Origin of the sequence: Streptomyces koelreuteriae, from assembly GCF_018604545.1 — a bacterium.
GTDB classification, from domain to species: Bacteria; Actinomycetota; Actinomycetes; order Streptomycetales; family Streptomycetaceae; genus Streptomyces; species Streptomyces koelreuteriae.
The window spans coordinates 1,377,737-1,400,271 of record NZ_CP075896.1; the positions used below are offsets into that span (position 1 = coordinate 1,377,737).

25 protein-coding genes are annotated in these 22,535 nt (G+C 70.7%); 14 read left to right on the forward strand and 11 right to left on the reverse strand.

What is annotated here, in order from left to right; translation table 11 throughout:
* Positions 1-38: 38 nt before the first annotated feature.
* Positions 39-665: a winged helix-turn-helix transcriptional regulator gene (locus KJK29_RS06105; protein ID WP_215117676.1), complete on the reverse strand. Its 627-nt coding sequence runs from the start codon at positions 663-665 to the stop codon at positions 39-41.
* A gap of 88 nt (positions 666-753) precedes the next feature.
* Here KJK29_RS06105 and KJK29_RS06110 point away from each other — a divergent pair, with 88 nt between their 5' ends.
* The 3 genes from KJK29_RS06110 (at position 754) to KJK29_RS06120 (ending at position 3,162) form a co-directional block, all read left to right on the forward strand.
* On the forward strand, positions 754-1,962 hold the full coding sequence (locus KJK29_RS06110) for a pyridoxal phosphate-dependent aminotransferase (RefSeq protein WP_215117677.1): 1,209 nt from the start codon (positions 754-756) through the stop codon (positions 1,960-1,962).
* Positions 1,963-2,134: 172 nt separating this feature from the next.
* A complete protein-coding gene (locus KJK29_RS06115; protein ID WP_215124178.1) occupies positions 2,135-2,959 on the forward strand; it encodes a helix-turn-helix domain-containing protein in 825 nt (274 codons plus the stop codon).
* Positions 2,956-3,162: a DUF397 domain-containing protein gene (locus KJK29_RS06120; RefSeq protein ID WP_407700479.1), complete on the forward strand. Its 207-nt coding sequence runs from the start codon at positions 2,956-2,958 to the stop codon at positions 3,160-3,162. The genes KJK29_RS06115 and KJK29_RS06120 overlap by 4 nt, the downstream gene beginning before the upstream one ends.
* Before the next feature lie 57 nt (positions 3,163-3,219).
* Here the strand turns inward: KJK29_RS06120 and KJK29_RS06125 are convergent, their stop codons facing one another.
* Positions 3,220-4,104, reverse strand: coding sequence for a winged helix-turn-helix transcriptional regulator (locus KJK29_RS06125; protein ID WP_215117678.1), 885 nt, complete (start codon positions 4,102-4,104; stop codon positions 3,220-3,222).
* Between the two features lie 130 nt (positions 4,105-4,234).
* On the opposite strand from KJK29_RS06125, the gene KJK29_RS06130 reads away from it, so the two are divergent.
* The 4 genes from KJK29_RS06130 (at position 4,235) to KJK29_RS06145 (ending at position 7,269) form a co-directional block, all read left to right on the forward strand.
* Entirely contained in the window at positions 4,235-5,491 is a 1,257-nt protein-coding gene (locus KJK29_RS06130) for an MFS transporter (protein WP_215117679.1), read from the forward strand.
* A 111-nt stretch (positions 5,492-5,602) separates the two neighbouring features.
* Positions 5,603-6,238 carry a hypothetical protein gene (locus tag KJK29_RS06135; RefSeq protein WP_215117680.1) on the forward strand — a complete coding sequence of 212 codons (636 nt, stop codon included), beginning with the start codon at positions 5,603-5,605 and terminating at the stop codon, positions 6,236-6,238.
* 65 nt (positions 6,239-6,303) lie between these two features.
* The gene (locus KJK29_RS06140; RefSeq protein WP_215117681.1) at positions 6,304-6,726 is read left to right on the forward strand and encodes an acyl-CoA thioesterase; all 423 of its coding nucleotides are present in this window, start codon (positions 6,304-6,306) and stop codon (positions 6,724-6,726) included.
* Positions 6,727-7,269 carry a hypothetical protein gene (locus KJK29_RS06145; protein ID WP_215117682.1) on the forward strand — a complete coding sequence of 181 codons (543 nt, stop codon included), beginning with the start codon at positions 6,727-6,729 and terminating at the stop codon, positions 7,267-7,269.
* 35 nt (positions 7,270-7,304) lie between these two features.
* Here the strand turns inward: KJK29_RS06145 and KJK29_RS06150 are convergent, their stop codons facing one another.
* The 8 genes from KJK29_RS06150 to KJK29_RS06185 all read right to left on the reverse strand — a co-directional run bounded on the left by KJK29_RS06150 (position 7,305) and on the right by KJK29_RS06185 (position 14,133).
* Positions 7,305-8,687, reverse strand: coding sequence for a nucleobase:cation symporter-2 family protein (locus KJK29_RS06150; RefSeq protein ID WP_215117683.1), 1,383 nt, complete (start codon positions 8,685-8,687; stop codon positions 7,305-7,307).
* Between the two features lie 218 nt (positions 8,688-8,905).
* Positions 8,906-10,285, reverse strand: a complete 1,380-nt coding sequence (locus KJK29_RS06155) for an 8-oxoguanine deaminase (RefSeq protein WP_215117684.1) — start codon at positions 10,283-10,285, stop codon at positions 8,906-8,908.
* Positions 10,286-10,394: 109 nt separating this feature from the next.
* Positions 10,395-11,318, reverse strand: a complete 924-nt coding sequence (pucL, locus tag KJK29_RS06160) for a factor-independent urate hydroxylase (RefSeq protein WP_215117685.1) — start codon at positions 11,316-11,318, stop codon at positions 10,395-10,397.
* A gap of 4 nt (positions 11,319-11,322) precedes the next feature.
* A complete protein-coding gene (uraH, locus tag KJK29_RS06165; protein WP_215117686.1) occupies positions 11,323-11,715 on the reverse strand; it encodes a hydroxyisourate hydrolase in 393 nt (130 codons plus the stop codon).
* Between the two features lie 7 nt (positions 11,716-11,722).
* Complete coding sequence (uraD, locus tag KJK29_RS06170; RefSeq protein WP_215117687.1) at positions 11,723-12,232, reverse strand: 2-oxo-4-hydroxy-4-carboxy-5-ureidoimidazoline decarboxylase; 510 nt, start codon at positions 12,230-12,232, stop codon at positions 11,723-11,725.
* Between the two features lie 143 nt (positions 12,233-12,375).
* The gene (locus KJK29_RS06175; protein WP_189721355.1) at positions 12,376-12,741 is read right to left on the reverse strand and encodes a helix-turn-helix domain-containing protein; all 366 of its coding nucleotides are present in this window, start codon (positions 12,739-12,741) and stop codon (positions 12,376-12,378) included.
* Positions 12,738-12,989, reverse strand: coding sequence for a hypothetical protein (locus tag KJK29_RS06180; RefSeq protein ID WP_184588829.1), 252 nt, complete (start codon positions 12,987-12,989; stop codon positions 12,738-12,740). The genes KJK29_RS06175 and KJK29_RS06180 overlap by 4 nt, the downstream gene beginning before the upstream one ends.
* A gap of 211 nt (positions 12,990-13,200) precedes the next feature.
* Positions 13,201-14,133 carry a mechanosensitive ion channel family protein gene (locus KJK29_RS06185; protein ID WP_251057723.1) on the reverse strand — a complete coding sequence of 311 codons (933 nt, stop codon included), beginning with the start codon at positions 14,131-14,133 and terminating at the stop codon, positions 13,201-13,203.
* A gap of 270 nt (positions 14,134-14,403) precedes the next feature.
* On the opposite strand from KJK29_RS06185, the gene KJK29_RS06190 reads away from it, so the two are divergent.
* The 5 genes from KJK29_RS06190 (at position 14,404) to KJK29_RS06210 (ending at position 19,184) form a co-directional block, all read left to right on the forward strand.
* Positions 14,404-15,225 (forward strand): TIM barrel protein, encoded by an 822-nt coding sequence (locus tag KJK29_RS06190; protein WP_215117689.1) that lies wholly within the window; start codon positions 14,404-14,406, stop codon positions 15,223-15,225.
* 25 nt (positions 15,226-15,250) lie between these two features.
* Positions 15,251-16,168: a 2-hydroxy-3-oxopropionate reductase gene (locus KJK29_RS06195; protein WP_215117690.1), complete on the forward strand. Its 918-nt coding sequence runs from the start codon at positions 15,251-15,253 to the stop codon at positions 16,166-16,168.
* A 227-nt stretch (positions 16,169-16,395) separates the two neighbouring features.
* Positions 16,396-17,853: a catalase gene (locus KJK29_RS06200; RefSeq protein ID WP_215117691.1), complete on the forward strand. Its 1,458-nt coding sequence runs from the start codon at positions 16,396-16,398 to the stop codon at positions 17,851-17,853.
* 311 nt (positions 17,854-18,164) lie between these two features.
* Positions 18,165-18,401: a hypothetical protein gene (locus KJK29_RS06205; protein ID WP_215117692.1), complete on the forward strand. Its 237-nt coding sequence runs from the start codon at positions 18,165-18,167 to the stop codon at positions 18,399-18,401.
* Positions 18,402-18,560: 159 nt separating this feature from the next.
* Positions 18,561-19,184: a DUF2207 domain-containing protein gene (locus tag KJK29_RS06210; RefSeq protein ID WP_215117693.1), complete on the forward strand. Its 624-nt coding sequence runs from the start codon at positions 18,561-18,563 to the stop codon at positions 19,182-19,184.
* A gap of 70 nt (positions 19,185-19,254) precedes the next feature.
* Here KJK29_RS06210 and gcl read toward each other — a convergent pair whose 3' ends face one another.
* On the reverse strand, positions 19,255-21,039 hold the full coding sequence (gene gcl, locus KJK29_RS06215) for a glyoxylate carboligase (RefSeq protein ID WP_215117694.1): 1,785 nt from the start codon (positions 21,037-21,039) through the stop codon (positions 19,255-19,257).
* Positions 21,040-21,213: 174 nt separating this feature from the next.
* Between gcl and KJK29_RS06220 the strand changes: the two genes are divergently transcribed.
* Together KJK29_RS06220 and KJK29_RS06225 are read left to right on the forward strand one after the other, a co-directional pair.
* Entirely contained in the window at positions 21,214-21,993 is a 780-nt protein-coding gene (locus KJK29_RS06220; protein WP_215117695.1) for a hypothetical protein, read from the forward strand.
* A gap of 28 nt (positions 21,994-22,021) precedes the next feature.
* Positions 22,022-22,534 (forward strand): GNAT family N-acetyltransferase, encoded by a 513-nt coding sequence (locus tag KJK29_RS06225; protein ID WP_215117696.1) that lies wholly within the window; start codon positions 22,022-22,024, stop codon positions 22,532-22,534.
* Position 22,535: the final 1 nt, after the last annotated feature.

The window sequence follows — 22,535 nt, forward strand, 5'->3', positions numbered from 1 at the left end:
TCCTGGACTCGGAAGGCCCGCTTCGTGCGGGCCTTCTGTCATGTGTCGCGGAGCGCTTTCGCGAGCGTGCCCTCCCCGCTCACCTCGACCCGGCCCTCCCTAACGGCCTGGACCAGGCTCAGCTCGCCCCGGCCGATGGCCGTGCACGTGCCGGTGTCCAGGACGAGCAGGGCGTCAGGCTCCCCGGGTGCGGGCCCGTCGCCGTACACGGGCCCGTCCTCGGCACCGGCGTGGAGATGGAAATGCCCTTCCTCCAGCCGGACTTCGACCAGCCCCTCCCCGTCCAGCTGTCGCAGCAGGGGCAGGGCGAACCAGTGCGCCCGTACCGCGTCCGTCGGCCGCCGCTCCCCCAGGTCCGCCTGCCCCCACTCCCCCAGCGCCTGGAGCACCGGCAGCAACTCCCGCCCCCGCTCGGTGAGTTCATACACCGAGGCCGCGCCGGGCGGTGGCAGCCTGCGCCGGGTCGCGAGGCCGTCGCGCTCCATGTCCCGCAGCCGCGAGGCGAGTACGTCCGTGCTGACGCCGGGCAGGTCCGCGTGCAGGTCGGTGTAGCGGCGGGGACCGGCGAGGAGCTCCCGGACGATCAGCAGGGTCCAGCGGTCGCCGACCAGGTCGAGCGCGCGGGCGGCGGAACAGTACTGGTCGTAGCTTCGGCGAGGTGGCATGCGACGCAGTCTAGACAAGTTGTTGGACTTTCCAAGCGGCTACTTGGTAAAACCAAGCAACATCAATCGGCCGAGGGGAAGCGCGCGCATGGAGTTCCGGCAGTCGAGCAAGCTCAGCGAGGTCTGTTACGAGATCCGCGGCCCGGTCATCGAGCACGCCAACGCGCTGGAGGAGGCGGGGCACAGCGTGCTGCGCCTGAACACCGGCAATCCCGCGCTCTTCGGCTTCGAGGCGCCGGAGGAGATCGTCCAGGACATGATCCGGATGCTGCCGCAGGCGCACGGCTACACCGACTCGCGCGGCGTCCTGTCCGCCCGCCGTGCGGTGGCCCAGCGCTATCAGACGCTGGGCCTGGAGGTCGGAGTCGACGACGTCTTCCTCGGCAACGGCGTGTCGGAGCTGGTCTCCATGGCCGTACAGGCGCTGCTCGAGGACGGCGACGAGGTCCTCATCCCCGCCCCGGACTTCCCCCTGTGGACCGCGGTGACGACCCTCGCGGGCGGCAAGGCGGTCCACTACCTGTGCGACGAGCAGGCCGACTGGTACCCCGACCTGGACGACATGGCGTCGAAGATCACGGACCGGACCAAGGCGGTCGTGATCATCAACCCCAACAACCCCACCGGCGCGGTCTACCCGAAGGAGATCGTCGAGGGCATCCTCGATCTCGCCCGGCGGCACGGCCTGATGGTGTTCGCCGACGAGATCTACGACCAGATCCTCTACGACGACGCCGTGCACCACTCGGCCGCCGCACTCGCCCCCGACCTGGTCGTCCTCACCTTCTGCGGGCTGTCGAAGACCTACCGGGTGGCGGGCTTCCGCTCCGGCTGGCTGGTCGTCACGGGCCCGAGGCAGCACGCCAAGGACTACCTGGAGGGCCTCACCATGCTGGCGTCCATGCGGCTGTGCGCCAACGCGCCCGCCCAGTACGCCATCCAGGCCGCGCTCGGCGGCCGGCAGTCCATCGGCGACCTCACCGGGCCGGGCGGGCGGCTGCTGGAACAACGGGACGTGGCCTGGGAGAAGCTCAACGAGATCCCGGGCGTGACCTGCGTGAAGCCCAAGGGCGCGCTGTACGCCTTCCCGCGCATCGACCCCAAGGTGCACAAGATCCACGACGACGAGAAGTTCGTCCTCGACCTGCTGCTGCGCGAGAAGATCCAGGTGGTCCAGGGCACGGGCTTCAACTGGCCGACCCCGGATCACTTCCGGATCCTGACCCTGCCGCACGCGGACGACCTGGAGGCGGCGATCGGGCGGATCGGGCGGTTCCTCGGCGGGTATCGGCAGTAGGTCCGTCAGCCAGGGGGACGGCGGTACACAGCCTCATTGTCCGGTCGCTGTCCGGCTCTGTCCGGTGCGGCGTCGCGTTACGCATGACGCCGACGGGGAGTTGGAGTCGGGCGACAGAAGGAGGTGTCCGGGCGTGGGCGTGACGGTGCAGGGGTCGCAGACCGGGGACGGGATGGAGCCGTACGGTGCCGACGACGAGGAGTCGGCGGGAGTACTGCGGACGGTCGGCAGGGTCATCAAGACCTGCCGCGAACGAAAGGGGCTCCGACAGGCCGAGTTGGGGACGGCCATCGGGTACAGCGAGGAGCAGGTGTCCTCGGTGGAGAGGGGGCGGCGGGCGCCGAGCCGGACGTTTCTGGAGGCGGCCGATGAAGTGCTGGACGCCGGAGGGCTGATCGTCGGGCTGCGCAGGGACGTGGAGGAGGCCCGGTATCCGAAGAAGGTGCGGGATCTGGCGAAGTTGGAGGCCGAGGCGGTCGAGCTGTGCGCCTACGCCAACTCCGTCGTCCATGGCCTGCTCCAGACACCGGAGTACGCGGGAGCGCTGTACGGCATGCGGCGTCCGCCCTTCGCCGAGGACGAGGTCGAACGGCTCGTCGCCGCACGCTTGGCGCGGCAGGAGATCTTCGACCGGCAGCCCAGTCCCGTCTTCAGTTTCGTCCTGGAAGAGGTGACGCTGCGCCGTCCGCTCGGGGGCAGAATGGTGATGCGGAAGCAGCTCGAACGGCTGTTGCAGGTCGGTCGACGGCGAAACGTGGAGATCCAGGTGATGCCCACGGATCGTGAGGACCACGCCGGTCTGGACGGATCGCTCCAGTTGCTGCGCCTTCAGAAGGGAGACACGGTGGCGCACAACGAGGTGCAGCTCACCAGTCGCCTGATCTCGCACCCCAGGGAGATCCAGGTCTTCGAGGTCCGCTATGGCATCATCCGGGCCCAAGCTCTCACGCCCCGCGAGTCGCTGGCCTTTATTGAAAAAGCATTGGGAGAGACATGATGACCAACCCCACGTCGGGCAACGGTTACGCGCTGGAGTGGTTCAAGAGCAGCTACAGCACCGCTGATGGCCCGGAGTGCGTGGAGGTCGCCTTCGCGCCCCAGAGCATTCACATACGGGACTCGAAGCGCGTGCAGGGCGCGCAACTCGCTTTCGGGGCTCAGCAGTGGGCCGCCTTCGTCTCGTACGCCGCAGATCACTGAAGTACGCCCACTGACGCCCCGCGTCCGGTTCCGTACCGGCCCGGGGCGTCGACACGTTCAGTTTCCCGCCGCCACCGCCCGTACCACCGCCAGCGCCTCGCGCACCGCCCCCGGGATGTCCGTGACCGGGAAGTGCGCCTGGCGCACCACGCGTTCGCGGTCCACCACCAGCACCGCCCGCTTCACCCGCAGCGCCTGCCCGGCACGGAACACCGGCAGCCGCAGAGCGGCGGCGAGGCGCAGGTCGACGTCCGAGAGCAAGGTGAAGGGGATGCCCTCCTCGGCCGCGAACACCCGCTGCTCGTCCGGGCGTTGGGTACTCACGCCACGCACTTCGGCGCCCGCCGCGCGGAAGTCGTCGTACGCGTCCCGGAACAGCCGGTTCTCCAGCGTGCAGCCGATGGCACCCGGAATGTCGGCCCACCCGTCCGGCAACGGAGCCGGGCGACCGGTCGCGGGGTAGCAGAACAGCACGGTGGCGGCGGCCTCGGCCACCGGGTCCAGCGGCTCACCGTCGCGGTGCCCCGGCAGTTCGAGGACCGGCAGCCGCTCACCCACCAGGCCCGCCACGCGCAGCGCCTCCGCGCTGTCCGCGTCGGCCGTGCCGCTCAGTGAGCCGTCGCCGAGCAGCCAGCGGTCCGCCCAGTCCTGCATCGCGAGCAGCACGGGCAGCAGCCCCCGCCCGCTCTCCGTGAGCCGGTACTCGTACCGCACCGGGCCGGTCTGATACGGCACCCTCGCCAGGACCTCCGACTCCACCAGGTGCGCGAGGCGCTCGGTCAGCACCTTCCGGGAGATCCCCAACTCCCCCTGAAGCGCGTCGAACCGGTGGTGCCCGCGTGCGGTCTCCCTGACCAGGAGCAGGCTCCACCAGTCCCCGACCACCGCCGCCGCCTGCGCGATCGCACAGGCGGCGTCCCGCTGGGGCACCGACCTGACCATGAGCCTCCCATCTCGCGGATCCAACGTCCTGACTTCGAAACCATCTTGCGCCATGGGGTCAGTTCCGGATAGGAACTGATTCGAGGTCAGGTAAGTTCCCAAAAGAGACTCACTGGAGGATGGGCATCGCATGAGCGAGACGCCGACGGTCCCGGAGCACGATCTCCACCGCACTCACCGCGCGACCACGCCTCCGGCCGTCTTCTGGCGCTACTGGGCCGCTGCCACCGTCAGCGACGCGGGCACAGCCGTCACCGCCCTCGCTCTTCCCCTGGTCGCTCTCACAGTCCTCGACGTCACGGCGTTACAGGCCGCCCTGCTCGCCGCCGCCGGACAGATCTCCTGGCTGCTGCTCAGCCTCCCGGCCGGAGTGATCGCCCAGCGCGTCCCGCTCCGCAGCCTCCAGGTCACCCTCGATCTCGTACGGTTCGCCGCCGTGGGGTCCCTCCCGCTCGCCTGGTGGCTCGACCGGCTCACCTACCAGCACCTGTTGCTCGCCGCTCTGGTCACCGGCGCCGCGACCGTGCTCTTCGACATCGGCAACTCGACCTTTCTGCCCGCCATCGTCCCGGACCGGCAGCTCGCCGCCCGCAACAGCCTGATGTCCGGCACGCACGCCGTCACCGAGACCGGAGGGCCTTCCGGGGGCGGCCTCCTCGTGCAGGCCGCGGGCCCGGTCGGCGCACTCCTGGTGGACTCGGCCAGCTATCTGCTCTCCGCCGTGCTGCTGCGCACCCTCCCCGAGCGCCGTCCCGCTCCCCGCTCCGGCGACGGCGCCCTCCGGCTGATCCGCGAGGGCTGGACGTATGTGACGCGGCACCCGGTGATGCTGCCCTGCATGCTCTGGGCCACCGCGACGAACTTCGTCTGCGCCGCCCTGGTCGCCCTCACTCCCCTGTACCTGGTCCGGGAGGCCGGACTGACGCCCGGAGAACTCGGCTTGGTGCTCGCCGTGGACGGAGTCGGCGCGCTCGCGGGTGCCGCCGTGGCGGTTCGCCTCACCCGGCGGTTCGGCACGGCCCGGGGCCTCGTCGGTGCGGCGCTGGCCGGGGGCGGTGCCGCCCTGCTGGTCCCGCTGACCACATCCGCCGCCGACGCGTACTGGTTCGCCCTGGGCAACGCCGGCTTCGCCTGCGGCGTCGCCATCGGGTCGATCACCACCCGCACCCACCGCCAGACCGAGTCGCCGCCCGAGCTTCTCTCCCGTGTCATGGCCACCGTCCGCTTCGTCTCCTGGGGCGCCCAGCCCCTCGGCGCCCTCAGCGCCGGCCTGCTCGCCACGTACGCGGGGACGCGCGCGACCCTGTGGACGGTGTGCGCGGCCGCGCTCCTGCCGCCGCTGTATCTGCTCACGGCGCCTGTGGGCCGCCGCCGGGACCTCGTCTGACACGGACGCCCCGGGCGGGGAGCGGTCCCGGCTGGGAATGTCAGTGGCGGGTCGTAGCCTTCGAGCAGATGGGGCGAGTGCCCCGAGGCCTGCGCCGGAGAGGAGCGCGCCGTGACCCGACCGCCGACCGCCGCGCAGCGGCGTGTCATCGACGCCGCCGACCCGGTGACCGGGCGGCTCAGGGGTACGGAGGCGCAGCTCGCCGCGCTGGTGAAGCGCGGGCTGGCCTTCCGGCACCCCCGGCCGCCGCACGATCACTTTCTGACACCGGAGGGGCATCGGATACGGCAGGGCGTGACGGGGACGCCCGAGCCGGCCGCTGAGGCTCCCGCGTCGACGGGGGTGTTCGCGGCGCGCGTCGGGGGTGAGGAGGCGGCGCCGGAGACAGGGCGTCCGGCCCGGCGCCGTGAGGTGCACAGCGCCTGGCAGGGCCTGCTGGAGCTGCGCCGGATGACCAACCCGGACGGGTCCGTGGACCGGCCCTGCGGCTGGGAGCGCACGCATCTGGCGGAGGCCGCCGCGCTCGCCCTGGAGGCGGCCGGGCATCAGCCGTCCGTGCGGGGCTCCGAGGAGGGATACCGGGTGCGGACGACCCCACAGCCGGAGGCCGTGGCCGTGCACGAGCCCGACGGCGAGGCGCTGCGCGCCTGCGCGGCCGTTCTGGAGGGGGCAGGCTGGCAGGTGAGCGACCACCGCGAACCGCGCACCGGAACCCGGTATCTCCTGGCTTCGCCGCGCCGAGCGTGATGGGCATGCCAAGATCGGTGGATCGTTGTGCGCTGCATGAGAGTCCGGTGCGAGAGGGGAATGCCGTGAGCGAGCCGTTTTCCGTCCCTGTGACCGTCCGTGGTTACGAGACCGACGTACAGGGTCACCTCAACCAGAGCGTGTACCTGAACTACGCGGAACACGCCCGCTGGTCACTGCTGCACGCGGCGGGCATCAGCCAGTCCGCACTCACCGGGACCGGCGTGGGCCCGGTCGCCCTGGAGACGACCATCCGCTACAAACGGGAGCTGCTCGCGGGCGACGAGGTCGAGGTGACCTGCGCCTTCGACTGGGGCGGCGGCAAGACCTTCCGCATCGAACAGACCGTCCGCAAGACCGACGGCACGGTGGCCGCCGAGATCACGGCGGTCGGCGGCATCCTCGACCTCAAGGAACGCAGGCTGGTCGCCGACCCCGCGAAGGTCTTCAAGGAACTGGCCTCGGACCCGGGGTTGTTCGGGCTCTAAATGATCAACTCACCGCATCCAGGTACCGGCCGACCCACCCGCTTCGCACTGTCCGCCGTCGTCGCGGGCGGACTTCTGACGGGCTGCGCATCGGACGACAAGTCCCTGACGTATCAGACCGACTACGGCAATCACCGACCCCTGAAGGTCGTCGGCTACCCGTCCGCGGGAAGCCTCGAGACGGTGCAGCAGGCCGTCTGGCGACTCGCGGACGGTGACACCGCCGGGCTGGCGGCACTCGCCGTCGACGACGAGCAGGCCGACGCCACGGCCCGGAACTGGGTCAAGGCCTTCGGCGCCGCCGCCGAGGAGGACGTGACCGCGGACTTCTACGACGAGGGTTCCGTGCGGCAGGTCGTGGTCCTCTACTTCGGCAAGAGCGGCCAGATCAAGGAGATCGAGGCCCGTATCGGCGAGGACGACTCCTGGGGACTCACCCTCGCCGAGCCCGACCCGGCCGAGGCGAAGGCCGAGCCCTCATGGGCCCCGCCGAAGCCGGGCGGCTCCGGTTCCCGCACCTCCGGCGCCCCGTCGGAGGACTGACGGGCCCCTGCCTCGCTCCACCTCTCGCGCCGATCTCAGGGGGCGGCCGGGGCCCGGCTGGTGCCGGTGAGTTCCTCGCCCGCCTCCATGGGATGGGTGACGTCCTGTGCGTCCTTGTTGCCCAGGTGGTTGAAGACCAGGTTGAGCAGGACCGCTGCCACGCATCCGGTCGAGATGCCGGAGTCCAGGACGATCCGGGCCGTCTCCGGGAACGCGTGGTAGAACTCCGGGGCCGTGATGGGGATGATGCCGACGGCCAGGGAGACGGCCACGATCAGGACGTTGTTGTCCTTGTCCAGGCCGGCCCTGACCAGGGTCTGGATACCGCTGGCGGCGACCGAGCCGAACAGGACCACGCCCGCGCCGCCGAGGACGGGGCGGGGCACGACGGCGATCAGGGAGGCGGCCATGGGACAGAGGCCCATCAGCACCAGGAAGCCGCCGCCGGTGGCGACGACATAGCGGCTGCGGATCCTGGTCATGGCGACCAGGCCGATGTTCTGCGCGAAGGCGCTGCACATGAAGCCGTTGAAGAGCGGGCTGATCGCCGAGCCGAGGGTGTCGGCGCGCAGGCCGGCCGCGATGGTCTTCTCGTCGGCCGGGCGGTCGACTATCTCGCCCAACGCCAGCATGTCGGCGGTCGATTCGGTCATCGAGACCACCATGACCACGCAGAGGGAGATGATCGCGGCCAACTGGAACTGCGGGGCGCCGAAGTGGAACGGGGTCGGGAAGCCGATGACGGCCGCGTCCGCGACCGGGCCGAAGTCCGTGGCACCGAACGGGATCGCGATCAGCGTGCCCGCGACCAGGCCGAGCAGCACCGCGATCTGTTTGACGAAGCCGGTGGTGAAGCGGCGCAGGAGCAGCACGATCAGCAGGGTGACGGCGGCCAGCCCCAGGTTGGTCGCCGAACCGTAGTCGTGCGCCGCCGGGTCGGGTCCCTGCGCCCACCCGAAGGCGACCGGGAGGAGGGAGATGCCTATCAGGGTGATGACCGTCCCCGTCACCACCGGCGGGAAGAAGCGAACCGCCTTGCTGAAGAAGGGGGCGGCGATGAATCCCAGGAGTCCGGCGACGATGACCGCGCCGAAGATGATCGGCAGGGCGTCGGACTTGTCCTCGGTGGAGGCGACGATCGCGGTCATCGGGGCGACACCGGCGAAGGTGACGCCGTTGACGAAGGGCAGCCGGGCGCCGATCCTCCAGATGCCCAGGGTCTGCAGGAACGTGGCGAGGCCCGCGGTGAACAGGCAGGCGCCGGTGAGGAAGGTCAGATCGGTGGCGGACAGGCCGATGGCCGCGCCGACGATCAGGGGTGGGGCGACGACTCCGGCGTACATGGCGGCCACGTGCTGGAGGCCGGTCGTCGCCATCTTGAGCGCGGGGAGTTTTTCGTCAACGGGGTGGTCGGCCACGGCGGCGTCCCTCCGGTCGGGTACACGGCCGCGTCGATGGCTGCCGTGGGTGTCAAGGAGGTGGTGCGGGTGGTCGTGCGGGACCGGACGTGCGGATGACGGGAGGACCGTTCCGGGGCGCACGCATCCGCGCGCCCCGGAGACGGCACCGTGGTCCCCGCTCGGGTCCACGGCCACCGGCCGGGAGCCGTCCCTCCCGGCCGGAGTCATCGGGGTGTTCAGCCCTGCGCGGCGATCCTCGCCAGCCGCTGGGCCTCGTCCCGCGTGGAGCGGGCGATGGCGTCCTCGTCGGCCGTGAGCAGCCGCCCGTCCTCGACGATCTGCCGGCCGTCGACGAAGGAGGCGGTGACCGGGGCCGCCGCGCCGAAGACCAGGGCGGTCACGGGGTCGGCGATGGAGGCGTGGGCGACCGTGTCCAGCTTCCACAGGACCAGGTCGGCGAGCTTGCCCGGCTCCAGGGAGCCGGTCTCCGCCGCCCGGCCCAGGACCTGGGCACCGCCGTAGGTGCCCAGGCGCAGGGCCTGACGGGCGTTCAGCGCGGCTTCCCTGTGCGGGCCGAGGCGGTTGATGAGGAGGGCGTTGCGCAGCTCGGTGTGGAGTTCGCCGGACTCGTTCGAGGCGGTGCCGTCGACACCGAGGCCGACCGGAACACCGGCCGCGAGCATGTCGGGGACCCGGGCGATACCGGCCGCGAGGCGGGCGTTGGAGGAGGGGCAGTGCGCGACGCCCGTCCTGGTCCGGGCGAACGCGGCGATGTCGGAGTCGTTCATGTGGACGCAGTGCGCCATCCACACGTCCTCGCCGAGCCAGCCGGTGGACTCGAAGTAGTCGGTCGGGCCCATGCCGAACAGTTCGTGGCAGAACTTCTCCTCCTCCACGGTCTCCGAACCGTGGGTGTGGAGCCGTACGCCGAGCCGGCGGGCGAGCTGGGCCCCGTCCCGCAGCAGTTCGGTGGAGACGGAGAAGGGCGAGCAGGGCGCGACGGCGACCTGGGTCATGGCGTCGAAGGAGGAGTCGTGGTGCTGCCGGACGGTCTCCTCGGTCGCGGCCAGCGCGCCGTCCAGGGTCTCGACGGCGAAGTCCGGGGGCAGGCCGCCGTCCTTCTCGCTGCGGTCCATGGAGCCGCGCGCGAGGGTGAAGCGGACGCCCATGTCGCGGGCGGCGCCGATGATCGCGCCGGACAGGTCGCCGGAGCCCTGCGGGAAGACGTAGTGGTGGTCCATGGCGGTGGTGACTCCGCCGCGGGCCATCACGGCGAGCGAGCCCTGGGCCGCCGCTCGCACCATCGGCTCGTCGATGCGCGCCCAGACCGGGTAGAGCGCGACCAGCCAGTCGAAGAGGTTGTGGTCCGTGGCCAGACCCCGGGTGATCCACTGGTAGAAGTGGTGGTGGGTGTTGACCAGGCCGGGGGTCACGAGATGACCGGAGGCGTCGATACGGCGTACGACGTTCTCCAGGCCCTCGGGGGCCGTGCCCGCGCCGAGCGACTCGATGCGGTTGCCGGCGAGGACGACGTACCCGGAGGCGTACTCGGTGTCGTGCGCGTCGACGGTCGCGATCGCACAGTTCTCGATGACGATGCGCCGGTCTGCTGCCATGGTTCGTCCTTTGCGCTGTTGTGGAGTGGGCACGGCAGGACCCCGGGAGTTTGAGTGCCGCGGCCGGGAGACGGGTTCCCCCGGCCACGGGTGCCGAAAAAGCGGGACGTCAGAGATTGGTGAGGTCCACGGGGATGCGCGGCTCGCAGCCGTCCCGCAGGATCGTCGCCTCGATCAGGCCGTAGGGGCGGTCGGCGGCGAAGTACACCTCATTGTCGTTCTTCAGCCCGAACGGCTCCAGGTCGACCAGGAAGTGGTGCTTGTTCGGCAGGGAGAAGCGGACCTCGTCGATCTCGCCGCGGTTCTCGATGATCCGCGAACCCATCTGGTACAGGGTCTGCTGGAGCGACAGCGAGTACGTCTCGGCGAAGGCCTGGAGCATGTGCCTCTTCGTCTGCTCGTAGGACTTCTCCCAGTGGGGCATGCGCTGGTCGTCGTCGGTCCAGTTGAAGCGCCAGCGGCCGGAGACCTGGGTGGCCAGGATGCGGTCGTAGGCCTCCTTCAGCGTCGTGTACTTGTCCTTGACGTAGCCCCAGAACTCGGAGTTGGTCGAGTTCATCACGACGAGATCCTTCAGACCGGAGATCACCTCCCACGACGAGCCGTCGTAGGTGATCTGCGTGACGCGCGTCTCCTGGCCCTTGCGGACGAAGGAGTGCTTGACCTCGTCGGCGCCGATGAAGCGGGAGTTGGCGTCGGCGGCCTCGATCCGCTCCCAGGCGTACTCCTCGATGCGGATCCGGGCGGTCTTGATCGGCTCCTGCGAGGTGACGAAGTGCCGGGCGAGGTGGATGCCGAACTGCTCGGCGGACTCTATGCCGTGCTCCTTGGCGAACGCGTACACCGTGTTCTTGGTGGTGTCGGTCGGCAGGACGTTGGCGTTGGAGCCGGAGTAGTGGACCTCCTCCATGTCGCCGCTCAGCGACACGGACACGTTCAGGTCCTTGATGTGGTGGGTGGCGCCGTCCCGCGTGATCTTTACGACTCGGTTCTCGGCCTTGCCGTACTGGTTCTGTCCCAGGATCGTGGGCATGTAGCTAGCTCCCTCGGTATACGGAGTAGCCGAACGGGTTGAGCAGCAGCGGCACGTGGTAATGCTCTCCGGGGTTCACGGCGAAGGTGATCGCCACCTCGGGGAAGAACACGGCACCGCTGTCCCGATTCGCGGGGGCGTCCTGCTGCGCATCGGCTTGCTTCTTCTCGAAATACGGCTCCACGGCGAAGTCGAGCCGTACGTGTGTGGTGCCCTCCGGCAGCGCCGGCAGGTCCTTGCACCGCCCGTCCGCGTCGGTCGCGGAGCCGCCGAGGGTCTGCCAGTCCGCGTCCCGGCCCGAGCGGGCGGAGAGCTGGACGGCGACGCCCTCGGCGGGGCGGCCGACGCTGGTGTCCAGGATGTGGGTGGACACGGAGGCGGTGGCGGAGGTGCTCATGCTGCTGTCAGTCCTCTTCGACGAGTCGGGCCAGACGGATGCGGTTGATCTTCCCCAGTTCGGTGCGGACGATCTCCCGCTCCCGCTCCGGCGGGTTGCCGAGCCGTTCCCTGACCGCGTCGCGCATCTGCTCGCCGGTCCGGCCGGTGGCGCAGATCAGGAAGACATGGCCGAACCTCTCCTGGTAGGCGAGGTTCAGCTCCAGCATCTCCGCCTTGAGCGCGTCGGAGGCGCCGGACATGCCGCGCTGTTCCCGGGCCGAGGTGGGGTCGCCGGCCTTGGGGCGGCCGATGGGCGGGTGGCCGGCCATCGCCTCCTCCAGGTCCGCGACCGTCAGGTCCGCCATGGCGGCGTCGCTCGCGGCGTACAGGTCCTCGGGGGTGGCGTAGGGGCGGGCGGTGAGCAGCCGCTTCGCCCACGCCGTGGAGGCGCACGCCTCGTGGAGCGCGACGCGGGCCGCGTGCTCCTCGACGGTGTTGAACCGGGCCAGGCCCGGCGGCGTGGAAGGGGAAGTCACGGGAGCCTCCGTGGCCGGTTACGGCCTTCGTGCTGAACGGGCGTGCCGATAGCTAACGCCCTCCCGCGACGACACGTCAACAGTTTGTTGAAAATTCGCGACGCCGATACGGATGCCGATACGGACGGGGATACGGCGGCCGGTCAGGCGCCCTTCTCGCGGTTCAGGTAGTTGTAGACGGTGAAGCGGCTGACGCCGAGGGCGCTCGCCACGGTCTCCACCCCGTGCCGCACGGAGAAGGCGCCGCGCGCCTCGAGTATCCGTACGACCTCCTGCTTCGCCTTGCGGTCCAGGTCGGCCAGCGGCCCCTTGCGACGCTCCATCGCGGCGAGGATGTGATCGAGGGAGTCGGCGAGCTGCGGCAGCCGTACGGCGACGGCGTCGCTGCCCTCCCAGGCCAGAACGACGTCGTCGGGGCCGGCCTCGTCCGGCGGGATCATCTCCCCGCCCATGGCGTCGACCAGGGGCTTCACGGCCGCGATGAACGGCTCGTCCCCGGCGCCGCTCACGCCTCGCCCTCCTCGGCCACGTTGACCTGGAGCGAGATCCGGGTGGCGCCGGCCTCCAGGGCCTTGCGGAGCAGGGCGTCCACGGCGGTGAGCACCGCGTCGGCACCGCCCTCCGCGGTGTTGCCGAACGGGCCGACGTCCACGGCGTCCAGCTCGGCGGCCTCGACGACCTCGCGGGCCACCAGCGCGTGCGCGGGTGCCTCGTCCAGGTCGAAGGGCTCGGTCGTGAACTCCACTCTCAATCGCACTGCGCCCCCACGGCATCGCCCTGACCTGCATATTCTCTCAGTCCTCCGACCGAGAGGGCACTGAGCGCCGGTGCGCCCAGCCGCTCCGACTCGACCTTAACGCGGCCGGAGCGAGGTTGGGCATATGCGCGATGCCGTCGGCCTGGACCGTGAGCCGGGCCCGGCTCACGGTCCTGACCGTTCCGCGTGGCCGGCCGCGCCTGACCGGAGGTCACCGAACAGACGGCACGCGATCGTCGGCCGCATCCTCCGTACGCAGCCAGATGGTGCGCTGGGGGAACGGGATGTCGATGCCGGCCTCGTCGAGTGCGTCCTTGACCCGGCGGCGCAGTTCGCGGGTGACGGCCCACTGCTGCAGCGGAGTGGTCTTGACGGCGAGGCGCACGATGACACCGTCGGCGTCCAGCGACTGCACGCCCCACACGGCGGGGTCCTCCAGCAGGAGGCCGGCGAAGGCCGGTTCCTGGCGAAGGCCCTGACCGGTCTCCTCCAGTACGCGGTACACGGTGTCGAGGTTGGAGTCGTAGGCCACGGCGACGTCCAGGACGGCACGGGCCCAGTCCTGGCTGTCGTTGCGCACGCGCAGGATCTCGCCGTTGCGGATGTGCCAGAGGCCTCCGTTGAGGTCACGCACATGCGTCAGCCGAAGGCCGACGTGTTCCACTTCCCCGACGGCCTCGCCGAGATCGACCGAGTCACCGACGCCGTACTGGTCCTCGACCATGATCAGCAGACCGGACAGGTAGTCGGCGACCAGGCTCTGGGCGCCGAAGCCGATCGCCAGGCCGACGACGCCGGCGCTGGCCATGAGCGGACCCAGGGCGATGCCCACCTGGTCCAGCACCATGGCGACTCCGACCAGCGACAGGATGATCGTCACCGCACTGCTGAGCACCGAACCGATGGTGCGGGCACGCTGCTCGCGTCGCTGCCGGCCGAGCGACCGGTCACGGTGCAGGACGACGAGACCCCGGCCCGGCGCCCTTGACGGCGTGGCATCGCCCTCACCACCGGCAGGTTCCAGCACGTGGCGCACGACCCGGGTGATGGCTCGCTTGGCCACCCAGCGGACCACTGCCAGGACCGCGATGATGAGCGCGATCCGCAGTGGTATCCCGATGAGCGCCTCGGTGTGGTCCTGCACCCAACCCGACCATGGGGCGGCCAGCTCTGTGCCTGCTGTTGTCAGCACTGGAATGGCTCCGTTCCTCGATGTGGCAGTTCGCGGGCCCCGCCTACCCACAGTCGCGGCAAGCATGATCGCCGACCGCCGGGCGGGACGGACTTTCCGGCAGCCCCTCTTGACAGCCCTCGGGCGCCACGGGCAATCTTCCGTTAAGCAGAAACATGATTCCGCAATACGGAATACCTTCTGGAAGACACGTCGGAAGACAAGGAAGGGAGCGCCGACCCGATGGGATTCGCAGACCAGCGCTTCAACGTCAACCTGTCGATCCTCTTCACGGAGCTCCCCCTCCTGGAGCGCCCCGCTGCCGCCGCCGCGGCCGGCTTCACCGCGGTCGAGCTGTGGTGGCCCTGGACCGACTCACCCGTCCCGGAGCGTTCCGAGCTCGACGCCCTGAAGCGGGCGATCGAGGAGGCGGGCGTCCGGCTCACCGGGCTGAACTTCTACGCCGGGCAGCTCCCGGGCCCGGACCGCGGCGCCCTGTCGATCCCGGGCGAGGAGTCGGAGCGGTTCCGCGCCAACATCGACGTGGCCGCCGACTTCGCCGCCTCCCTGGGCTGCACGGCCCTCAACGCCCTGTACGGCAACCGCGTCGAGGGCGTGGACCCGGCCGAGCAGGACGCGCTCGCGCTGGAGAACCTGACCCTGGCGGCCCGGGCCGCGGACCGGATCGGTGCGGTGCTGCTGATCGAGGCGCTGAACCGGCCCGAGTCACCGCTGTACCCGCTGGTCTCCGCCCCGGCGGCCGTGGACGTCGTCGACAAGGTCAACGAGGCGACCGGCCTGGGCAACGCGCGGTTCCTGATGGACCTCTACCACCTGTCCATGAACGGCGAGGACCTCCCGTCGGTGATCGAGCGGTTCGCCGCGAAGACCGGTCACGTCCAGATCGCCGACAACCCCGGCCGCGGCGCCCCCGGGACGGGCGCGCTCCCCCTCGAAGACCTCCTCGACCGGCTGCGGAAGGCGGGCTACGACGGCTGGGTCGGCCTCGAGTACAAGCCGGGCGACCGCCCGAGCGCCGAGGCCTTCGACTGGCTGCCCCGCTGACCCTCGCACCGAAAGGCACCCCATCATGAGCACCAATCTCGCAGCTTCCCCCCACCCGACCCGCCCGGCGGTTGCCTGGATCGGACTCGGCATCATGGGCTCCCCCATGTCCGAGAACCTGATCAAGGCGGGTTACCAGGTCACCGGCTTCACCCTGGAGCAGGACAAGCTGGACCGTCTCACGGCGGCGGGCGGCACCGCCGCCCCCTCCATCGCCGAGGCCGTGAAGGACGCCGACGTCGTCATCACGATGGTCCCGGCCTCCCCCCAGGTCGAGGCCATCTCCTACGGCCCCGACGGCATCCTGGAGCACGCGAAGTCCGGCGCCCTGCTGATCGACATGTCCTCGATCACGCCGCAGACCTCGGTCGACCTGGCCAAGGCCGCGAAGGACAAGGGCATCCGCGTGCTGGACGCCCCGGTGTCCGGCGGCGAGGCCGGTGCGATCGAGGCCGTGCTGTCCATCATGGTCGGCGGCGAGCAGGCCGACTTCGACACCGCGAAGCCGATCCTCGACGCGCTCGGCAAGACCATCGTGCTGTGCGGCCCGCACGGCTCGGGCCAGACCGTGAAGGCCGCCAACCAGCTGATCGTCGCCGTGAACATCCAGGCGTGCGCCGAGGCCGTGGTCTTCCTGGAGAAGTCCGGCGTGGACCTGAAGGCGGCCCTGGACGTCCTGAACGGCGGCCTCGCCGGCTCGACCGTACTGACCCGCAAGAAGGACAACTTCCTCGGCCGGGAATTCAAGCCGGGCTTCCGTATCGACCTGCACCACAAGGACATGGGCATCGTCACGGACGCCGCCCGCACTGTCGGCGCGGCCCTGCCCGTCGGCGCCGTGGTCGCGCAGCTGGTCGCGAGCCTGCGCGCGCAGGGCGACGGCGGCCTGGACCACTCGGCGCTGCTGCGGGCCGTGGAGCGGCTGTCCGGCGCCCAGGTCTGATCCCCGTACGCCCGTAACCCTCTCTGTAACCCCGTGACCCCTCGGGGTCTCCCGGACCCCGGGCGGCGCCGCCGCTGACACCTGTCCTGTCGCGCCCAAAGGGGCGGCGCCGCCCGGCTCAGCCCTATCCACCACTTCAACAAACTGTTGACGCTCGGTTCACCCCGACCCTAGGCTCCACGAAGCGGAAACACTTTTCCGCTGCCCTCTCGTATCGGAAGGTCACGATGTCGCAGCGCGTGCTCACCACCGAGTCCGGCGCCCCCGTCGCCGACAACCAGAACTCCGCCACCGCCGGCGCCGGCGGCCCGCTTCTGCTCCAGGACCAGCATCTGCTGGAGAAGCTGGCGCGCTTCAACCGCGAGCGCATCCCGGAGCGTGTGGTGCACGCCCGTGGCTCGGGCGCCTACGGCCACTTCGAAGTGACCGACGACGTCACGGAGTTCACGTACGCCGACTTCCTGAGCACCGTCGGCAGGCGCACCGAGGTGTTCGTGCGCTTCTCCACCGTGGCCGACTCGCTCGGCGGCGCGGACGCGGTGCGCGACCCGCGTGGCTTCGCGGTCAAGTTCTATACGGAGGAGGGCAATTACGACCTCGTCGGGAACAACACCCCGGTGTTCTTCATCAAGGACCCGATCAAGTTCCCCGACTTCATCCACTCGCAGAAGCGCGACCCGTTCACGGGCCGTCAGGAGCCGGACAACGTCTGGGACTTCTGGGCGCACTCCCCCGAGGCGACGCACCAGGTGACCTGGCTGATGGGCGACCGCGGCATCCCGGCCTCGTACCGGCACATGAACGGCTACGGCTCGCACACCTACCAGTGGACGAACAGCGCGGGCGAGGCCTTCTTCGTCAAGTACCACTTCAAGACCAACCAGGGCATCCGCTCCCTCAGCGCCGAGCAGGCCGCCGAGACCGTCGGCAGGGACGCGAACTCCCACCAGACGGATCTGCTCCAGGCCATCGAGCGGGGCGTGCGTCCGTCCTGGACCCTCTACGTCCAGCTCATGCCCGCGGCGGAGGCGGACGGCTACCGCTTCAACCCGTTCGACGTGACCAAGGTCTGGCCGCACCAGGACTACCCGCTGCGGCGGGTGGGCCGGCTGGTGCTGGACCGCAACCCGGACAACGTGTTCGCGGAGGTCGAGCAGGCCGCGTTCTCCCCGAACAACTTCGTGCCCGGCATCGGTCCCTCGCCCGACAAGATGCTCCAGGGCCGCCTGTTCGCCTACGCGGACGCCCACCGCTACCGCCTGGGCGTCAACCACACGCAGCTGGCCGTCAACGCGCCCAAGGCCACGACCGCGCGGAACTACGGCCGCGACGGCCTCATGGCGTCGAACTCCCAGGGCCGCGCGGCGAAGAACTACGAGCCGAACTCCTACGACGGCCCGGCCGAGACCGGCCGCCCGCTGTCGGCACCGCTGGCGGTCGACGGCCACACGGGCACCCACGCGGCGCCCCTCCACACCAAGGACGACGACTTCTTCCAGGCCGGCGAGCTGTACCGGCTGATGTCCGCCGAGGAGAAGTCCCGGCTGATCGCGAACATCGCCGGCGGCCTCTCCCAGGTCTCCCGCGACGACGTGATCGAGAAGAACCTCGCGCACTTCCACGCCGCCGACCCCGAGTACGGGCGGCGCGTGGAAGAGGCGGTCCGCGCTCTGCGCGAGGACTGAACTCCCTGACCGTGTCCGACCGCGCGGGGCGACCCGGATGAGGGGTGGTCGCCCCGGGCACGGACGCGGGCAGGGTGTGGACCGCGGCGGCTGCGAGCCAGTGCGGTGGTGAAGGACCGGGAGCGGGCTTCTCGACCCGAGGGAAGACCGCTCCGGGCCCCTTCGCACCGCCGCGGTCCCAGCACCTCTCCCCTCCCTCCCCTCACAGACCCCGTCCGGCGGCGCGAATGTCCTGTCGCGCCCAGCCTCGCGCCGTCGGACGGCCAGCCCGTCAGGGTGCGGAACAGGTGCGTCCGCAGGAGCCTGAAGACATGGCACCTTCCACCCAGCATCCGCATGTCGTGGTCCACTCCCCCGCCCTGGACGGATCCCGCCGGGTCACCCTGGGCGAGGAACCCCTGGGCGTCGCCACCCACGCCGACGACGTCGCCGAGATCCTGCGGCTGGCCGACCTGTACGTCACCGACGTCGCGGAGAGCGACCTCGTCGAGTGGCAGGGCGGCGGCCCGGACGACTGGCCGGGACTGTCGGAGCACCACGACGCGTGACCACGCCTACGGCAGCGGTCGTAGGCCCCGTACGGCATCCTCAAATAGACCTCTGAACCCGGCCCCGGGGGCTTCAACCGCCCCCGGGGCCGGGCACATTCTCGTCACACGGGGGCCCGTCGGCACGGGGGCGGCGGACCCCGTCACGGGGGTGGAGCCATGAGCGACGGTACGGCGGTCCGGCTGGAGCCGCACGAGATCGCACTGCTGGGGGAAGGCCCGCGGGCCGCCGTCACCGTCGCCGTGGTGGATCTGTATCTGCGGGGTCTGGTGGTGGCCGACCGGCCGGGGACGATACGGAGGGGCATCGCGGACCTCGTGCCCGCGGAGCGGCCGCCGTCGCCCTTGGCGCAGGCGGTGCACACATCCCTGCGCGAGCCCGCCGGGCCGCGGACGCTGGTGAAGGACCCGGACATCAGGATCGCGCTGGCCCTGATGCGCATCCCCCTCGCGGGGGCGGGCCTGCTGCGCTATCCGCTGCTCGGTCCGACGCGCTCCGCCCGACGCCATGTGCGGGAGCTGCGGCAGAGCCATCCGCTGCCGACGAGCAGGCGCGGCCTGACCGACGACGAGCGGCTGCTGGCCGTCGCCCTGCACGGCGAGCCGGCCCTGCATCTGCTGGTGCCGCGCTTCGCCCTGCGGGCGGGGCTGGTCCGCCGGGCCGAGGTGGGCGGCAGGAGCCTCCTCAAGAACTCACCGCGCGGCAGGGGCGGCGGAGGCGGGGGTTACCACTACTGCGGTGGGGGTGGCGGCGGGGGCGGATGCGGAGGCGGCGGAAGCTGACCGGAACGTACAAGGGGCGGCCCGTCCGAATGGACGGGCCGCCCCTCTGCTCGTACGCGCTCCTGCCGCGTCAGACCTTCAGCGTCTTGATCGACGTCGGCGCGTGCCCGGGCTCGGTCGCGATCTCCTCGAACTCCACGACATTGCCGATGTCGTTGGTCGTCGACATGGAGATGTTGGTGACCCGCTCCAGGATCGCCTCGACGACCACCGGGACCCGGTACTCCGCGGCGAGCTTCTTGGCCTGCTCGAAGGCGGCTCCCAGCTCGGCGGGGTCGGTGACGCGGATCGCCTTGCAGCCGAGGCCCTCGGCGACCCTGACGTGGTCGACGCCGTAGACGCCGAGCTCCGGGGCGTTGATGTTCTCAAACTCCAGGTTGACCTGGAAGTCGATGTCGAACGCCCGCTGCGCCTGGCGGATCAGGCCCAGGTAGGAGTTGTTCACGAGGACATGGACGTAGGGGATCTTGTGCTGCGCGCCGACGGCCAGTTCCTCCAGCATGAACTGGAAGTCGTAGTCGCCGGAGAGCGCCACGACGGACGCCTCCGGGTCGGCCTTGGCGACGCCGAGCGCGGCCGGGACGGTCCAGCCGAGCGGGCCGGCCTGACCGCAGTTGATCCAGTGGCGCGGCCGGTAGACGTGGAGCATCTGGGCGCCGGCGATCTGCGAGAGGCCGATGGTGGAGACATAGCGGGTCTCCGGGCCGAAGGCCTTGTTCATCTCCTCGTAGACGCGCTGCGGCTTGATCGGGATGTCGTCGAAGTGCGTACGGCGCTGGAGCGTCGCCTTCCGCTCCTGGGCGGAGGCGGCCCACGCGGTGCGGTCGGGCAGCTTGCCTTCTGCCTTCAACTCCTTCGCCACCTCGACGAACAGTGCCAGCGCGGCCTTGGCGTCGGAGGCGATGCCGTAGTCCGGGGCGAAGATCTTGCCGATCTGGGTGGGCTCGATGTCGACGTGGACGAACTTCCGCCCGGCCGTGTAGACGTCGAGCTTGCCGGTGTGGCGGTTGGCCCAGCGGTTGCCGATACCGAGGACGAAGTCGGACTCCAGGAAGGTCGCGTTGCCGTAGCGGTGCGAGGTCTGGAGGCCGACCATGCCGGCGTTCAGCTCGTGGTCGTCGGGGAGGAGGCCCCAGCCCATCAGGGTGGGGACCACCGGGGTGCCGGTCAACTCGGCGAATTCGACGAGCAGTTCCGCCGCGTCGGCGTTGATGATCCCGCCGCCGGCGACGATCAGCGGCCGCTCCGACTCGTTGAGGAGCGTGATCGCCTTCTCGATCTGGGGGCGGGTCGCGGCCGGCTTGTAGACCGGGAGCGGCTCGTACGTCTCCGGGTCGAACTCGATCTCCGTGAGCTGGACGTCGATCGGCAGGTCGATGAGGACCGGCCCGGGCCGGGCGGAGCGCATCAGGTGGAAGGCCTGCTGGAAGACGCCGGGGACCTGCGCGGCCTCCAGGACGGTCACGGCCATCTTTGTGACCGGCTTGGCGATCGAGGCGATGTCGACGGCCTGGAAGTCCTCCTTGTGGATCACGGCGGTCGGGGCCTGGCCGGTGACGCACAGGATCGGGATGGAGTCGCCGGTCGCGGAGTAGAGGCCCGTGATCATGTCGGTGCCGGCCGGGCCCGAGGTGCCGATGCAGACGCCGATGTTGCCCGGGTGGGTGCGGGTGTAGCCCTCGGCCATGTGCGAGGCGCCCTCGACGTGCCGGGCGAGGGTGTGGGCGATGCCGCCGGAGGCCTTGAGGGCCGCGTAGAAGGGGTTGATCGCCGCGCCCGGGACACCGAACGCGTCGGTCACGCCCTCGCGCTTGAGGATCTCAACTGCCGCGCGGGCAGCGGTCATTCGAGCCATCGAGTACTCCTGCTTCGGCTGTCGGATTCGCACTCCCGTCGCGCCCCGCGGTGAGCTCTTCCGTATTGTGGAAAATATTTTCTACGATCTGGAATTAATGTAAGTGGGGCTGCCGAAGGCCGTCAAGGAGCACGATGGATCCGCTGTCCCGACGCGACGCGGTTCTGGAGAGACATGGCCGAGACCGTCCCGGTGCGCTGCCCGGCCTGCCGGCGCGAGCACCGCTACACGGCTCCGGCGTACCCCTGTGTGTGCGGGGCGCCGGTCGCCCCGCGCCTGGACCACCGCCGTCCGGCGACGCCCGTCTCCCATCGCGTGTGGCAGGAGGACTGGGTGACGGTGCGCTGCGCGTCCTGCGGCCGGAGCGGGGAGTGGCCGCGTCCGGAACTGGGGTGCGGATGCGGGACGGTGCTGCGGGTGCCGGTGGCGGAGGGGCGGGGAGTAACCGGCCGGGATGGCGATGCCTCCCGGCAGTCCACGCCGGACGCACCGGACGCGGCGGCCGCCACCGCCATCACAGGCGCCGCTGCTGCTGCCGCCGCTGATGCCGCTGCCGTCAGGCCTCCCTTCCGGTCCGTCACCATCCGCACCGCGCGCGACGCCGTCACGGCCGCCGCGCTGTATCTGCGCTGGCTCGGCTACCGGGGCGTACGCCGGGCCGACCAGCGTCCCCCGTCCGGCATCGGCCTCGCCGCCCGCGGCGTCCTCGCGCAGGTCGACCCGGCGGTGCGCCCCGCGACACTGCGGGACGTGGAGTGCCTGTGGCTGGCGGCCATGACGGAGTCGGCGGACTGCCTCTACTTCTCCCTCGCCGGGTACGCGGACGACGCCCGGGCCCGCGCCGACGCCCTGGGCATCCCCCTGTTCGTCCTCGACCTCACCGGCACACCGCGCCCGGTGAACGCCCCGGCCGAGGCGCTGGCCACCACCGGCACCGGAAAATCGGCCCCCTGACCACACCACCGCGCCGCATACTCACAGCATGCGCACCCGCATCCGCCCCGCGGCATCCGCCGAACTCCCCGCCCTCCAGGACATCGAACGCGCCGCCGGAGCCCCCTTCCGCGACCTCGGCATGCCGGAGATCGCCGACGACGAACCGCCCGGGCTCGACGTACTGGAGCGCTACCGCCGGTCCGGCCGCTGCTGGGTCGCGGTGGACGAGCGGGACCACCCGGTCGCATACCTCCTCGCCGAACCCGTGGACGGCGCGCTGCACATCGAGCAGGTCTCGGTCCACCCGCGTGCCGCACGCCGCGGCGTGGGCCGAGACCTCCTGGCCCACGCCGCCGACCGGGCCCGCGAGGAGGGCCTGACCGCCCTGACGCTGACCACCTTCACGGAGGTCCCATGGAACGCCCCTTATTACGCCCGCCTCGGCTTCCACCCCCTGACCGAGCCCGACCTCACCCCCGGCCTCCGCGCGATCCGCACGACAGAGGCCGAACACGGCCTGAACCGCTGGCCACGGGTATGCATGCGCGCACCGCTGTGAC

What these genes read in the sequence shown, in the direction of transcription:
- KJK29_RS06210 (WP_215117693.1), top strand. Translation starts at nt 18,561, where the DNA reads ATGAGCGACGGTACGGCGGTCCGGCTGGAGCCGCACGAGATCGCACTG.
- pucL (WP_215117685.1), bottom strand. Translation starts at nt 11,318, where the DNA reads ATGCCCACGATCCTGGGACAGAACCAGTACGGCAAGGCCGAGAACCGA.
- KJK29_RS06190 (WP_215117689.1), top strand. Translation starts at nt 14,404, where the DNA reads ATGGGATTCGCAGACCAGCGCTTCAACGTCAACCTGTCGATCCTCTTC.
- gcl (WP_215117694.1), bottom strand. Translation starts at nt 21,039, where the DNA reads ATGGCTCGAATGACCGCTGCCCGCGCGGCAGTTGAGATCCTCAAGCGC.
- KJK29_RS06105 (WP_215117676.1), bottom strand. Translation starts at nt 665, where the DNA reads ATGCCACCTCGCCGAAGCTACGACCAGTACTGTTCCGCCGCCCGCGCG.
- KJK29_RS06120 (WP_407700479.1), top strand. Translation starts at nt 2,956, where the DNA reads ATGATGACCAACCCCACGTCGGGCAACGGTTACGCGCTGGAGTGGTTC.
- KJK29_RS06130 (WP_215117679.1), top strand. Translation starts at nt 4,235, where the DNA reads ATGAGCGAGACGCCGACGGTCCCGGAGCACGATCTCCACCGCACTCAC.
- KJK29_RS06205 (WP_215117692.1), top strand. Translation starts at nt 18,165, where the DNA reads ATGGCACCTTCCACCCAGCATCCGCATGTCGTGGTCCACTCCCCCGCC.
- KJK29_RS06225 (WP_215117696.1), top strand. Translation starts at nt 22,022, where the DNA reads ATGCGCACCCGCATCCGCCCCGCGGCATCCGCCGAACTCCCCGCCCTC.
- KJK29_RS06125 (WP_215117678.1), bottom strand. Translation starts at nt 4,104, where the DNA reads ATGGTCAGGTCGGTGCCCCAGCGGGACGCCGCCTGTGCGATCGCGCAG.
- KJK29_RS06115 (WP_215124178.1), top strand. Translation starts at nt 2,135, where the DNA reads ATGGAGCCGTACGGTGCCGACGACGAGGAGTCGGCGGGAGTACTGCGG.
- KJK29_RS06145 (WP_215117682.1), top strand. Translation starts at nt 6,727, where the DNA reads ATGATCAACTCACCGCATCCAGGTACCGGCCGACCCACCCGCTTCGCA.
- KJK29_RS06220 (WP_215117695.1), top strand. Translation starts at nt 21,214, where the DNA reads ATGGCCGAGACCGTCCCGGTGCGCTGCCCGGCCTGCCGGCGCGAGCAC.
- KJK29_RS06110 (WP_215117677.1), top strand. Translation starts at nt 754, where the DNA reads ATGGAGTTCCGGCAGTCGAGCAAGCTCAGCGAGGTCTGTTACGAGATC.
- KJK29_RS06200 (WP_215117691.1), top strand. Translation starts at nt 16,396, where the DNA reads ATGTCGCAGCGCGTGCTCACCACCGAGTCCGGCGCCCCCGTCGCCGAC.
- uraH (WP_215117686.1), bottom strand. Translation starts at nt 11,715, where the DNA reads ATGAGCACCTCCGCCACCGCCTCCGTGTCCACCCACATCCTGGACACC.
- KJK29_RS06155 (WP_215117684.1), bottom strand. Translation starts at nt 10,285, where the DNA reads ATGGCAGCAGACCGGCGCATCGTCATCGAGAACTGTGCGATCGCGACC.
- KJK29_RS06195 (WP_215117690.1), top strand. Translation starts at nt 15,251, where the DNA reads ATGAGCACCAATCTCGCAGCTTCCCCCCACCCGACCCGCCCGGCGGTT.